We start from the raw sequence: 13,212 nt of genomic DNA on the forward strand, positions 1-13,212 counted from the left end.
CGTCTGAGTGTAAACGCCAACACAAGGATGTCTCTAAATTGCGTCTTTATTTCTGAGATTTAAAAAAACGTCTGTATGACTTGCTCGCCGTCACTCGCCTTGAGTGTGTATCACCTTGAAACAGAGCCAGACCCTGCGGAACACTAATGTTCAGTTTGCCTAAGGATTCTTCTTCAAACTCCGAGCGTGCCACCGATAAGAGTAAAGATGTTTAAAGGCACGTATTTCCTGAAGAATCTATCACATTTAAGACCGACCTTGTTGCCGGGCGGATTCTTATTTTTTGTTATGATCCTTTCAGCATGTACGGCTGAGCTTGAAATTTCTGACGTCCAGTCTTCAACACCATTTTTCACACAAAAGCCCACGGCATTTTCATCTTCCACTTCGGCGACCTTCCATTTCAAAGCCGCCAACAGTGTGATCAAGTCCTACAAGTGTTCTCTGGATCAGAGCGACTGGTACGACTGCAGCAGCCCGCAAAACCTGAGTGGACTTTCACACGGTGCCCACGAATTCAAAGTGCAGTCTTTCGAAGCACAAGGCATCCTGGCTGGTGAGTCCTCGTTCCAGTGGACTGTCGACACGGATCTGCCGTCTTTGACAGTCACGCAAAACCCCACAGCCTTGAACAACTCCAGCACGGCGCTCTTTAATTTTGCGGCCGCTGATGTCACATCGCCCATCAAAGGTTATCAGTGCAAACACACAAGCCTGACCCAGCCCGCAGGAAGTTTTGAAACCTGCAGCCCGCTTGTGCCTTTGGTGGGCCTGATTGAAGACGTTCACACCTATGCCATCAAAGCCGTGGACGAGGCCGGAAATCAGTCAGCAGAATACACCTACACCTGGACTGTGGATCTGACTCCACCTGCTGTACAAATCACTGGCAAGCCGGCCACAGCAACCACCAGCGCCTCAGCCACGTTCAATTTTACCAACACCGAAACCGGTGGTGGGGTCTTTGACGGCTATCAGTGCAAAATCGACACCGACGACTATGCTGACTGCGTGTCCGGGCAGGCCTATGCCTCTTTATCCCAAGGGGCACACAGCTTTTCGATTCGCGCCAAAGACACGGCTGGGAATGTCAGCAGTCCGATAATCTATAACTGGATTGTGGATTCCGGCACCGTCACCCTGTCAAGCTTCACTATTGCCAACAACGCGGCAACTATCGGTCTTGCTTACACCACAACCCAAATGACCGCATCGTCAGCTTTTGCCGCAATCACCGGCATGAGATTTTCTGAGCTTGCAGATTTTTCTGACGCCACCTGGGTCCCTTATTCCGCATCGGGTACAACCACTCTGAAAAATCCTGGCGGTTTAAAAACAATCTATGCACAAGTCAGAAACGCCGCAGGCACCGTCAGCAACACTTTGACAGACACTGTGACCCTGGACCTTGGCAATCCCCCGTTGGTATATCTGACTTCGCCTGTGGGCGGACAAACTTATGCCTCAGGTGCTACCGTCAATATCGAATGGTCCTGCAGTCCGGGGGCCGGGCCCATCCCGTTGGCGACAAACCCGATCAGTTTGATTCAATACACCGTTGATGATGGCATCAGCTTCCACACCATATCCACAAATCGCCCGAACAACTTAAGTGCCACCACCGGGAATCATTCCTGGGTGGTGCCTTCTCAGACCCCCACGGGACAGACCGTCAGTGCCACGACACCTTTAAAAATTCTGATATCCTGCGTTTCAGACGCCGGTGTTGTGACCAGTGCGATTTCCAATGCAGTGAATTCACAATGGACTGTGTTGGTCGGTGAACCGGGGAACTTAAGCAACGGCGTGCACATGAATGCTGCGGATCTGACCGCCAACGCCACAACGGGGATGTATGGCTTCTTTGCGGACTCTCTGAATCGAATTTACTATACCAAATTCAACAGCATTTCGACGGTGAATTCGGAAACGGGTTTGGTGTCCACCTGGATGGGTGAACCATTCAGCCCGGCTTGTGACCCCGCCAACGGAAAGTTCTCAAGCCCCATGATTCTGGACATCAACGAATCTGATGAAATGCTGGTGCTAAGCCTGCCTTGTTCGCAGTTGTTCCGTATTCGCATCTCTGACAAGGCCGTTCTGTGGAGCAAGACTCTGCCGGAAATTAAAATCAACAGCCTGGTCCTGAATAAAGAGCAAGCCTCCAGCATCAGATATGTGAAAACGGGCCATCTGTTCTATTTCTCAAATGAGGCCTTCTGGATGGTCGACGTCAACTCTGCCGATAAAAATCCGGTGCTGGTCATGGGGACCCCTGGCACCTGTGGCACCATGGGAGCTGTTGATACGATGGCGGATATTTCTCCGATTCCTTGCCCGACATCGGATCTTTATCTGACGTTGCTTCGACCTGACTTGAATAAAATCTGGGTTCAGATCAACGGTTCCACTTTTGAGCTGCACAAACAGGCCGCTTACGGAAAGTATAAAATTGCCCAAGTGGGCATGACCACGGGCACGTGGAACACGTTCTTTAACCGCTGCACGCAGGTGGCCGGATTACCTGGCAAACTTTATTGCCTTCGGGCTCAATACGAGGGCAACAAGCTCGCCTACTTCGATCTGGCGACGGAAACATGGTCGGCGTCCTTCAATCTGGACAAGCACTACAAAAACATGTCGACCATTTTCTATATGGGCGCGGCGAAAGACTTTATTTATGCCTTCTCCACCACCACGAACGAACTTTTTAAAGTTGTGGATGACAGTGGCGCTTTCACAAACTCCATGGTCGCGGGGGTTCCGTTCTTTACCTTCGGAAACGGCACAGACCCGTCCAAAACGGCCTTCACCCAGATTTCAAGCATCGCATATGAACCTGCTTCTCAGTACCTGTATGTACGAGGCCCCCGCCATCTAAGACGTCTGCACATCAATACCTCTGTCCCCGGATCTGAAACCATTGATCACATTGCCACAGGTTATCATGCCTCGGCGGGTAACAGTTCGGCCTATGCCTCGTTAACGATCTCTGGAACCGGCATTGCTGCTTTCTCGCAAATCGCAGGCACCCCGGCCAACCTGTGGAGCTCTTACGGCATGAGCACCTGGGATGCCAGCACCCTGGAATACAATCTGACCGTGGGCCCGTCTTACTATCATGCCACGCCCGCCTCCAGCGCTTATCCCGCCGTTGATGTCGGTCAGTTCAACACCACGAACACCGGATACAACCTGCACTCTTACCGCAAAATTGCGACGTTCCTTCCGAATAACAAACTGTATTTCTATGGTTCGTCGGGTTTGCTGGATGAAGCCAATTTGTGGATCTTTGAATCTGACAAAGACACCGGCAAAATCAAACCCGTCGTCGGCGGCGCCGGCGCTTCGAACTATGTGGCGACAGATCACGGCCAAAATGCCTGGGGTGCTTACCTGAGCGATATCTCGGGCCTGCAGGCCAATGCCGATGGAGACTTGCTGATTTTTGATGGATGGAGACTGCGTAAGGTCACCATCGCTACCGAATCCGCCAATCCTAAAATCTACGACCTGACCAACTTCGCGGCATTGCCGAACAAGCCCACCATTGCCTCGTGGAACCATGCCGTTCATGACACGGCCACGGGCTGGAGCTATTTCGTCACACACACCGAAGGCACCACTCAGGGCCAAGTGTGGGCCGCGCATCCGGATGAGGGCTTCGTGCAGATTCCTACGACAGGCTGGGTTCTGCCGTCGCGTCTTTCAACCTTCCGCCCGATCACCCTTCAGATCACTCCGCTGGGATTGCTGTTGCTGGATACAACTAAAAAGCGAATTCTTAAAACCGCCCTGTTCCCGACGCCATTGTAATGTCGGCGTCTCAATTTAGTAAGTTCATTAGAAAACATAAAATAATTTAGTATTCGGCCGATAAGAACATGCGGAGGATTTATGGAGCAGAAGCGCAAGCCGCCAACTTTGTTCTGGCCAGAAATCAACGATCGTATCGACGCCGAGGCCCTTGTAAAGCGAGCTGTGGGGATTTGTATCTTTATCGCTGCCATGAGCCTGACACTCAGTCTTCTGTACAAGTACCAGATCATCGACATTCCCCTGGCAAAAGACGCCTGGGGCAGCGCTCTGATTTATGGGGTGCTGGCCTACTTTATCTCGGAGCATTCCAAAACAGCGGGATGGATGGCCCTGATCGTGTATCTGGGCGATCGTGTGTACACGATCAAACACACGGGTGTCGGAGGCCTGGCAATTGCCGTAATCTTCATCTGCAGCTTTATCGCCTGCATCCGCGCGCTGGATTATTTAAAGAAAAACCCGACAGACAAACCAGAGCAGGAAAACATCCCGAAAGCGAGTTAAATGGACGCCATGCAAACCACCGAAGTCACCCTTGAAAGAGCCGTTAAAATTCTTGTCAGTTGGTCATGGCGAATGATGGTGCTGATGATCCCCGTGATGGTCATCACGGGCGTGCTGATGTTCTTTATTATGCCCACCCCAGAACCCGGCACCACGCCGGAAGAAATTCAAAGGAATATGCCTCTGGGGCCGCTGTTTATCATGTGGTTCCTGATGATGTTCGGGGGAATCCTGGCCCACGCAGTATCAATTCAATGGCTGATGAAAACCCGCTGGTCGGATTTTCATTTGGTGGCTGTGGAGTCTTCCAAAAAAACAGAATAGACAAAGCAAGCCTCTCACCGCAGCCAGCTACCACACCCCGGGGCGCCTTACTTTTTCTGTTTTTTTGGAGCAGGTCCAGCTTTCATCATCTTTTCACACTCCGCATGAGCCATCTTGCCTTTGCACTCTTCCATTGTTTGGTGACCGCACATCTTTTCATCATTATGCATTTTCATACACTGACTCATCATCTCATGCATATCCATCATCCCGGAACCTTTTGCCTTCATTGGCATCCCCTTTTCTTCAGAATGATGCTCTTTATTCTGATCAGCTGCAATAGAGGTCTCAAAACTCAGACAGGCCAATACAACAATAAAGCTTCTCATAAACGTCTTCATACGATGATCCTTTCAAGTTAATTTATGAACTTTCGTTTTCAGTTGAAATCCCTAATGATCTGGCATTAAAGGCAACAATAACAGTACTCACCGACATAAGCACTGCCCCCACCGCCGGATTCAGAACGACTCCCATTTTATAAAGAGCACCTGCTGCCAAAGGAATCGCGACAATATTGTATCCCGTGGCCCACCACAGGTTCTGAATCATCTTCCTGTAAGTTGCCTTGGCCAAAGTGATAATCGCGACGATATCCTTTGGATTGCTTTTAACCAGAATGATGTCCGCCGTCTCTATGGCAACGTCAGTGCCAGCTCCGACCGCAATCCCAATATCCGCTTGTGCCAACGCCGGAGCATCGTTCACGCCATCGCCAGTCATTGCCACAATCATTCCCCGCTTCTGAACCTCGGAAATCTTCTCAGATTTCTGATGAGGCAAAACCTCCGCAAAATACTCATCCAGACCAATCTCATCGGCGACCCACTTAGCAACCAGTCGGCTGTCACCAGTCAGCATCATGCACTTTATCCCCTGATCCCGAAGAATGTTAATTGCCTTCTTCGAGTCCGCTCTGATTACGTCGGCCAATGCGATCGCACCGATCAGCTCTTTATTGCATATAACAAAGATAACCGTCTTTCCCTGCACAGAAAGTTGGTCCAAATCCTTATGAGCTGACTTCGGAATCTGCATCTGATTTTCACGAAGATATCCAGGGCTCACCACAAGAACATTTTTTCCATCGACATCCCCCATGGCCCCCTTGCCTGGAACCGCCCTGAAGGAAGACACCGGCCGGGTGGCATCCACCGAAGCAACTATCCCTTTGGCAATGGGGTGTTCAGAATGGGCCTCGATCGCCGCCGCAAGAGAAAGCACCTCACCTTTTGGAAAATTCTCTCCAAATGAAATTATATCTGTAACACCAAATCGCCCCTCAGTGAGTGTGCCCGTTTTATCAAAGACTATTGCGTTCACATTCCGCGAACGTTCAAAAGCGGCCCGATCTCTGATCAGCAAACCACTGGTCGCAGCAATGGAGGTCGATGCCGCCACGACTAAAGGGACTGCCAAACCCAAAGCATGAGGGCATGCAATCACCATCACGGTGACCGCCCGTTCGATTGCAAATGCCAAGCTCTGCTCTGACAATGCCAACCATGCTACCAGTGTCAGCACACCTCCCACCAAGGCCACAAATGTCAAAACAGACGCAGCCCGGTTGGCCAGATCCTGCGTCTTTGACTTGCTTTCCTGAGCCTGACGAACAAGTTCAATGACCTGATTAAGGTATGAATCGGCCCCGGCCTTATGGATCCGAAGCGTCAGCGAGCCTTCCCCATTGACGGCTCCCCCTATGACCTCATCACCTTCTTCTTTGGCGACGGGCTTGGATTCTCCTGTCAATGCGGATTCATCCACAGATGATATTCCGTCCACCACAATGCCGTCGGAGGGTATTTTTTCACCGGGCTTCACCAAGATACGATCCCCGGGCACCAAGTCCCCAATGAGCACATCCCGAACAAGGCCATCGCTCGCAATTTTGTGAGCACTTGAAGGCATCAGCTTTGCCAGCTCTTCCAATGATTTTGAGGCACCCAAGATGGATTTCATTTCAATCCAATGCCCCAGCAGCATGATATCGATCAGGGTCGCCAACTCCCAAAAAAACTCCGTCCCGGACAGCCCCACAACAACCGCTGTCGAATAGACGTAGGCCGTGCTGATGGCGATGGCGATCAGGGTCATCATCCCTGCAGATTTCATCCTTAGTTCATGGACAAATCCCTTTAAAAACGGATACCCACCATAGAAGAACACAAAGGACGAAAGAGCCCAATTGACATACAAATCACCGCGAAAACGAAGAGCACTGCCAAGCCCTGCGAAATGCTGAATCATAGGCGAAAGGATAAGAATCGGAAGGGTCAGAAAAAGACACACCCAGAATCTGCTGCGAAAATCATCCACCATTTCCAAATGGGAATCATGACTATGAGCTGGTTTCGAAGACCTCCGGGAAGAACTCGTTTTTTCCCCGGAAGCAGTCTGCTCGTGCGTGACAGAATGGTGGTCGTGATGATGCGCCATCATTGAAGTACCCCTAAGAAATAGTTCCTTACAGGCCGACACCGCGCAATCTGTTAGTTCGCAGGCCTGCGAAAGACCCAGCTTTAATCTTTCGCCCCTCGGTCAATCCACCTGCGGATGACATTGATTTGTTCAGAGGTCAAAGGAGCATACCCGTCACTCAACGGTGGCATCCCTTTGGAGTCTTCTCTGATTAGAGAGATAATCAAACCCGACTCCTCTGAGTTGAAAGGAATGACCAGCTCCAACGGAGAATCCAACAGAGATTCTTTATCCAAAGGAACGCGCTTGCCGGACCCGGAAGGATTATGACAATCAACGCAGGACCGTTGAAAGACATAGCGGTCAATTGACTCAAAGGTCGGCTCGATTGGCAATGGTTCTGGCCGTGGAACTGAGTAGTCCACCTCAGACTTTGAATTCTCGCCCCCACGATCACTTTCAGCAGGACGGTTGCAGCCTAACAGCACAGCACTCACCAGCAAAGCGCAGAAAAAGCCAATCATAGCCCTCAACACCTTTAGTTAACAAATTCAGCTGCGACAAAAGACCCATCAAGAGTCAGATATACCAGCAAATTTTCCGCTGACAGATCTGATGTCATTTTCCCCACAACGACCTCCTGTCCATTCCAGGTTCCTTTTTTGATCTCAAAGGACTTAAGGCCTTTGTCAAAAAAAGCGACCCGGGCATCGTTGGTGTTCTCAAGCACATAGTGAAGCGCATTCTCACTCAATGAAACCGCATCTTTGACAGACCAGCCGTAGTCAGGCCCAGCCACGCCACCAGGAATTGCTTTGTAAGACAACGGTTTGCCATCATCATCGAAAGAAATTTCAAGCTGCAATGGAGCTCCCTGCGTCGGTGGTGTCTGACTTACAACAACCATGTAGTAAACAGGCGGATTGTTCACGACAACAACCTCCATTTTATCAAGGCGGCCCATAAACGAGGCATCAATCTTCCCCAGTGTCACAAGGCGATCAATTCGATGCGCGGCCAACTCCGCCACTTTCGCATTACTGACCCCTGGCCCATTCTCATGAGCAACTACATCAAGTGACAGGAAGAACATCAAACAAACCAAAAAAATCTTCTTCATATAAACTCCTTTAACAATTGAATAAAAACTATGGATAAGCACTGCACTGATTCGATCTGAAAGAAAGTGGATCCAGGGCCATCCTTCCGTACTCCACGCCCAGACTTCTCATTTTTTCCTTGGGCACTTTCGCGGAAGACAAAATATCTGAAACAATATCATGCAACATATGGTTGTTATCAAATGAGGCAGAAATCAGCGGGAACTGAGCAAAGAATGTCGGGGCCTCTTTGCGTGTCTCTGGCATCATGTCAAACTCAGCAGAATCCGGCAGGTCGCTGATGAGATTCCAGAACTCATCAACCGTCTGACCGACCGCCAGATCTCTCTGTTGCTTTGTCGGCTTCATCAAGGCCTCATACAGTCGGATCTGGAACCAGTGATAAGACCAGATCAGCAAGTTGAAACTTGGATAAGTCCTTCTGAAGTCTTTTGAAAAGTAGTGCCCGTCCATAAAGAGCATTGTTTTGCACACGTCTGTGATAGCCAAGTACTGATTCGCTTTGTATTGACTGAAGATCTCGTGAACCCGTTTATTCATTGCCGGCCCGCGATCCTCAGAGGTTGCCAGAACGTCCAGAACGAACTGGTGAAGCATGTGAGACCAGTCAAAGGCATTCACCATCAGAGGAAAGGTAAAGACATATTCTGGCGCAATATCGTCTTCATCCACCTTCACTTTCGGGGGATTTTTAAGAATCTCGGTAATATCACGCAGGATCTGCCGCTCAAATTCTTTGGGATTTTTAATCTGTCCTTTGTTATGCAAAAGTCTTTCGTAAACAAGAGCATGACCATAATCAAAAGCATAAAGAAGTTGTTGTGCTTCAGGATACAGCTGTCCGAACTTGTAGGCCTCTTTTGGCAGAGGGAACCAAGACGGGGCCGCCAGAGAAGATGAGCCAAAAACAAAAACTAGCGCAAGGAAACATACATGTTTCATTTTTCACCTCTGTCCACCAAGACCAGGTGGTATTCATTCCAACGATAACGAATTTTTGCCTCTGTCGGCAGCATGATGGTGGGGTCCCTGATTTCAAAGTACAAATACGTGTCCCAACTTTCCTCTTTCCCACCAATCTGTGGCCAGCCAGCTCTTTTTGGACCTTGGCAGGCATAGTCATTGGCGACCAGATAAACCCTGACCACGAACTCGGGGAACAACGGGGAAGGGTTTTCATTGCTGAATCGATTGTCCTGCCCGTCTATGAATACACAGGTCAGTGGCAACTTTTCACCGTTGATTTCTAGGAAGGAACCATCTTTAAACAAAACACGATCCCAGAACATTCTATAGAAAAACCGTTCATTCAGACCGACATGATGATCCGAGACCATTGGCAGATCATAGACCGGTTTATCAAAGTCAAAATGATATTTAATAGAGCTCTGAACCCCCGGGAAAGGAATGGAAAACTCTCCGACAGATCTGATCCGCAAAGTCATGGCCCGGTAGTCTGTGGATTCTGGAACCCTGACACTGCTGCCCGCCTTATGACTCCCATGTGCGGCCAGAGATGCCAGCACAAATGAACTGATCAACAGAAATATCGCATAAATCTTCTTCAAGCTTCCCCCTTTTGTAACAAGGCCATGGTGCTATACCCGTAGGGGGTATCAAGTCAACAGTCCGATTTGTTACAAAAAACAATCTCCCTTTAGCTTTCACCAGCAATGACGCATTGCTATTTCTCTCGATTTTCTATACCCGCCTGGGGTATCTAGATTTGAACAACCAAGAAACCTATGGAGATGCGTATGACAAAGTTAATTTTTTCTTTGGCGATTCTGTTCAGCACAAGTCAGGCCATGGCCCACGGACAATCCGAAGAGAGATTCTCAATCGAACCCGAAATTCAGGGACCTCTGACTGCAGGGAAGATTTCATTTCCATTTAAAATATTTGATGCCAAGGCAGCCAGAACTGTGGGCGACACTGATCTGGATGAAACTCACACAAAAAAACTTCATATGATCGTATATGACCAGGCTTTGCAGGAGTTCAACCACACTCATCCCACATTTGACGGAACAACGTGGAACTCCACACTGGAACTGCCTAAAAATGGCACCTACTTCATCTGGGCCCAAGGGCAACTGAATGATGGCACCGAATTTTCAACTTTCACAAAAGCACAAACTCAAGGTGGCACACCGGAGAATCCGACAAAACCCCTGGGCGACGTCAGAAAGTCTGCCCATGACGGTACAGTCGTAGAGCTTGCAAAAAATCAGGTCAAAGCGGGCAAAATGACAATGCTGAATTTTGTCGTTTCAAGACAGGATGGTTTGACTCCTGAAATCTCGCCTTACCTTGGCGCATTCGCCCATGTCATTGCCGTATCACCAGACGGTGATGAACTAATTCACGTTCATCCAATGGAAGGATCCCGTCCAAACTCAGGCATGCTTCACGCCACATTCCCAACCCATGGTGACTATAGAATCTGGATTCAGCTTATAGACAGAGGGACACTTAAAACAATCCCGCTGTCCGTCACTGTCATTAAATAGCAATAAAAAGGGCGCCTGTTGGCGCCCCTTTTTTATTTTATTGCAGGTCTTATCATTTAGATTCAACACCCTGATCATCAACCTATCGTTTAATTAAAAGCATAATTTCATTGATTTTGGTCGTCACATCTTTTTCATTTCGAGATTTAATTGCGGTTTGCACACAACCATGAATGTGTGTTTGCATGATCTCGGCCTCTACAGCTTGCAATGCCTTTGATGCAGCTCTGAGTTGTATCAAAATATCAGGACAATAACGTCGTTCATCTATCATTTTGATGATACCGTCGATTTGACCTCTCACCTTTGTCAGACGTCGCTTTCCTGAGCTATGATCCATTCCTTCAATTGTCTTGGCCATAAACACCTCTTTGCTGTAAATTGCACGGACCATACTTCAAAAAAGCACGTGATAGCAAGCAGGTTCAGCTTTTAAGTCTCCGTCTTCAAGAAATCTATTGGCAGGATCTGTTCATATCAAGACAATCACTCACACACTGTCCAAACTGCTCATCTGCAGCACCATACTGAACCAACAAATCACAGTGATTTGCACAGGTCATTTGTTCGTCGATTGAATAAGAAATCTCAGCAAGACATTTGTTATATTCAGCCTGGCGATATTCTTCAGTCACCTCGGGAATACTCAGTATCAATTCACAATCAGCCTTTGTCAGATTTGCAGCAGAGGAGATTTGTGCGAAAAGAATGGCAGAAACAACGATCACTGTTTTCATAATAATCCTTTTTTTAAAAATGTAGACCATCCTGTAACTGCTTTTACATCTCATCGCAAATACAATTCTATTTATAGTAAAAACGAAAGGAGAATTGCCGAACAGCAATGGAGGCGAGTTCCACTCTTAAAGAAAGTAATTTACCGTTGGAATTAATAAAACACCGAGAACAATTAGAAGATAACCGACGAAATATCTGTGCTTTTCCCGAGGAAGCATTCTCTGAGGCCCCCATTCAATTAACACTCGACTTCTAAGCTTAGAATTTACCTTTGAGGCTAGCACAAACCAGCCGCCGAGAAAGAGCAGTACCGCCGGAACGGATCCTTCTATCCCAAAATACGGAATGAATAATGCCGGTATGCCAAAAATAACTGGCATACCCAAAAACCAAGCTTGAACTTTAGCTTCTTTTTCAAAGTTGACCATATTGTCCTGCTCCCTTACTCGGGTTATCGCCTTTATGTGCGTATAGGGGGCTAACTTGCTCCTCCAAATGCTCTTTCAACTTGTCCTTATAGGCCCAGGCAACAATGAATACTCCTGCGGTAATCAATAGAATCAGAGCAAAGATGACCTTAACAATTTGAGGTTGTACCGGACATTCCATGCGTTCTTTTAGCAAAGTTCGGACTTCACTTTCTAATGGAGCAAATTCCAATACTTGGTTCCGGAATCTTTGATATTGAGATGGCATCAACGGCACCCACATTGATACAACCATCCCTTTTCGACGTAACACCAGATGATCGCCTTTTATAGCGACAGACCGAATATCGTCCCACTTTACAAAATCATTTCGAAATTTTACTCCGGCAATTCCTGCCGCAGGCATATCCAATAAGTACTTTGGCACCATCGTCATATGATTTAGGATATCGACCTGTTTAGAACATTCCCAACCAAGTTTCAGTCAATGGACCATTCTGAGAATAGAGCCCCCCAACGCTTGCTAGGCCAACGCCCCTTCCTAACCTTTAAAATAAGTTCTAAGAATAAAGAATGGTAAATGTACCAAATCCATTTTAAGAGCACCAGAAGCTCAATTTCTTCGGCATGGGCCCTGCTATCTTTTAGATCAAACAGAGCGCGAGCGGAGCAAACCATGAAGCGTACTTTCTTCACACTAGCTAATATTATAGGATGGGCGGCCTTAGCTGCCACAATCATCTATTTCGTCGTGGCTGCATGGGAGCACCATCCGTCAAAGCTTAGCGCAGATATATTTGAACTGCTTCTACTCTTTGCCGTGCTTACATGGATTTTTGTGGGCGCTACTGACCAAAGCTTTACCTATCGAAAGAATAAGGCCTACTATTCTCCGATTCACTACGCCATGCTAGGCGGACTCGCAACTCTCTTCATAAACGGGTGGAAAATAACGGACAACACAAATCTAACGCTAATTCTACTGGTCATTATTGTAGTCAACGCCAACGCGATGTCTTTAAGACGAGGAATTTCAGTCTGGAATTGGCGGTACACCGGCGACAAACCCCTCACCCAAGAACAAGTTCTAAATATACTAAATGAGAAAGCGATGCGGATTGATATTACTAAAACTGACAGCGTCACTTTGATCCGAGGAAGATCGAGCCTGATCGTTGATATTCGAGTTGAGCTTTCCGAACAAAGGACTAAAATCAACATTGGTTATCAGCAGTCCTGGCTCGTCCTGCTATTCGCGATGAAAATCATGCCCACTGGGGTATCAGAGACCTACGTTAAAAAATTCATGTCCGCTCTAAATTCCAAAGGGGCTTAAAACGCAAA

15 protein-coding genes are annotated in these 13,212 nt (G+C 48.0%); 5 read left to right on the forward strand and 10 right to left on the reverse strand.

Annotated elements, in window-relative coordinates:
- The first annotated feature begins 288 nt into the window (after nucleotides 1–288).
- The 3 genes from ACZ520_RS10850 to ACZ520_RS10860 all read left to right on the forward strand — a co-directional run bounded on the left by ACZ520_RS10850 (nucleotide 289) and on the right by ACZ520_RS10860 (nucleotide 4,647).
- Nucleotides 289–3,816 carry a hemagglutinin gene (locus ACZ520_RS10850; RefSeq protein ID WP_464125448.1) on the forward strand — a complete coding sequence of 1,176 codons (3,528 nt, stop codon included), beginning with the start codon at nucleotides 289–291 and terminating at the stop codon, nucleotides 3,814–3,816.
- Between the two features lie 81 nt (nucleotides 3,817–3,897).
- The gene (locus tag ACZ520_RS10855; protein WP_464125451.1) at nucleotides 3,898–4,323 is read left to right on the forward strand and encodes a hypothetical protein; all 426 of its coding nucleotides are present in this window, start codon (nucleotides 3,898–3,900) and stop codon (nucleotides 4,321–4,323) included.
- A complete protein-coding gene (locus ACZ520_RS10860; RefSeq protein WP_374030452.1) occupies nucleotides 4,324–4,647 on the forward strand; it encodes a hypothetical protein in 324 nt (107 codons plus the stop codon).
- 47 nt (nucleotides 4,648–4,694) lie between these two features.
- On the opposite strand, the gene ACZ520_RS10865 is transcribed toward ACZ520_RS10860, so the two are convergent.
- The 6 genes from ACZ520_RS10865 to ACZ520_RS10890 all read right to left on the reverse strand — a co-directional run bounded on the left by ACZ520_RS10865 (nucleotide 4,695) and on the right by ACZ520_RS10890 (nucleotide 9,757).
- A complete protein-coding gene (locus ACZ520_RS10865; protein WP_417868427.1) occupies nucleotides 4,695–4,988 on the reverse strand; it encodes a hypothetical protein in 294 nt (97 codons plus the stop codon).
- Nucleotides 4,989–5,010: 22 nt separating this feature from the next.
- Complete coding sequence (locus ACZ520_RS10870; RefSeq protein ID WP_464125453.1) at nucleotides 5,011–7,089, reverse strand: copper-translocating P-type ATPase; 2,079 nt, start codon at nucleotides 7,087–7,089, stop codon at nucleotides 5,011–5,013.
- 80 nt (nucleotides 7,090–7,169) lie between these two features.
- A complete protein-coding gene (locus ACZ520_RS10875) occupies nucleotides 7,170–7,592 on the reverse strand; it encodes a c-type cytochrome (protein ID WP_374030454.1) in 423 nt (140 codons plus the stop codon).
- Between the two features lie 14 nt (nucleotides 7,593–7,606).
- A complete protein-coding gene (locus ACZ520_RS10880; RefSeq protein WP_417868430.1) occupies nucleotides 7,607–8,188 on the reverse strand; it encodes a hypothetical protein in 582 nt (193 codons plus the stop codon).
- 28 nt (nucleotides 8,189–8,216) lie between these two features.
- Nucleotides 8,217–9,131 (reverse strand): hypothetical protein, encoded by a 915-nt coding sequence (locus ACZ520_RS10885; RefSeq protein ID WP_374030456.1) that lies wholly within the window; start codon nucleotides 9,129–9,131, stop codon nucleotides 8,217–8,219.
- The gene (locus ACZ520_RS10890) at nucleotides 9,128–9,757 is read right to left on the reverse strand and encodes a hypothetical protein (RefSeq protein ID WP_374030457.1); all 630 of its coding nucleotides are present in this window, start codon (nucleotides 9,755–9,757) and stop codon (nucleotides 9,128–9,130) included. The genes ACZ520_RS10885 and ACZ520_RS10890 overlap by 4 nt, the downstream gene beginning before the upstream one ends.
- Nucleotides 9,758–9,946: 189 nt before the next feature.
- Here ACZ520_RS10890 and ACZ520_RS10895 point away from each other — a divergent pair, with 189 nt between their 5' ends.
- Nucleotides 9,947–10,702, forward strand: coding sequence for a hypothetical protein (locus ACZ520_RS10895; protein WP_374030458.1), 756 nt, complete (start codon nucleotides 9,947–9,949; stop codon nucleotides 10,700–10,702).
- A gap of 82 nt (nucleotides 10,703–10,784) precedes the next feature.
- Here ACZ520_RS10895 and ACZ520_RS10900 read toward each other — a convergent pair whose 3' ends face one another.
- The 4 genes from ACZ520_RS10900 to ACZ520_RS10915 form a co-directional block, all read right to left on the reverse strand.
- Complete coding sequence (locus ACZ520_RS10900) at nucleotides 10,785–11,063, reverse strand: metal-sensitive transcriptional regulator (RefSeq protein ID WP_417868431.1); 279 nt, start codon at nucleotides 11,061–11,063, stop codon at nucleotides 10,785–10,787.
- A 94-nt stretch (nucleotides 11,064–11,157) separates the two neighbouring features.
- Nucleotides 11,158–11,439 carry a hypothetical protein gene (locus ACZ520_RS10905; RefSeq protein ID WP_374030460.1) on the reverse strand — a complete coding sequence of 94 codons (282 nt, stop codon included), beginning with the start codon at nucleotides 11,437–11,439 and terminating at the stop codon, nucleotides 11,158–11,160.
- 126 nt (nucleotides 11,440–11,565) lie between these two features.
- Complete coding sequence (locus ACZ520_RS10910) at nucleotides 11,566–11,868, reverse strand: hypothetical protein (protein WP_464125458.1); 303 nt, start codon at nucleotides 11,866–11,868, stop codon at nucleotides 11,566–11,568.
- Nucleotides 11,855–12,304, reverse strand: a complete 450-nt coding sequence (locus ACZ520_RS10915; protein ID WP_374030462.1) for a hypothetical protein — start codon at nucleotides 12,302–12,304, stop codon at nucleotides 11,855–11,857. The genes ACZ520_RS10910 and ACZ520_RS10915 overlap by 14 nt, the downstream gene beginning before the upstream one ends.
- 240 nt (nucleotides 12,305–12,544) lie before the next feature.
- On the opposite strand from ACZ520_RS10915, the gene ACZ520_RS10920 reads away from it, so the two are divergent.
- Nucleotides 12,545–13,204: a hypothetical protein gene (locus ACZ520_RS10920; RefSeq protein ID WP_464125461.1), complete on the forward strand. Its 660-nt coding sequence runs from the start codon at nucleotides 12,545–12,547 to the stop codon at nucleotides 13,202–13,204.
- The last annotated feature ends 8 nt before the right edge of the window (nucleotides 13,205–13,212 follow it).

The sequence above is a fragment of the Bdellovibrio sp. BIS2 genome (assembly GCF_055398295.1).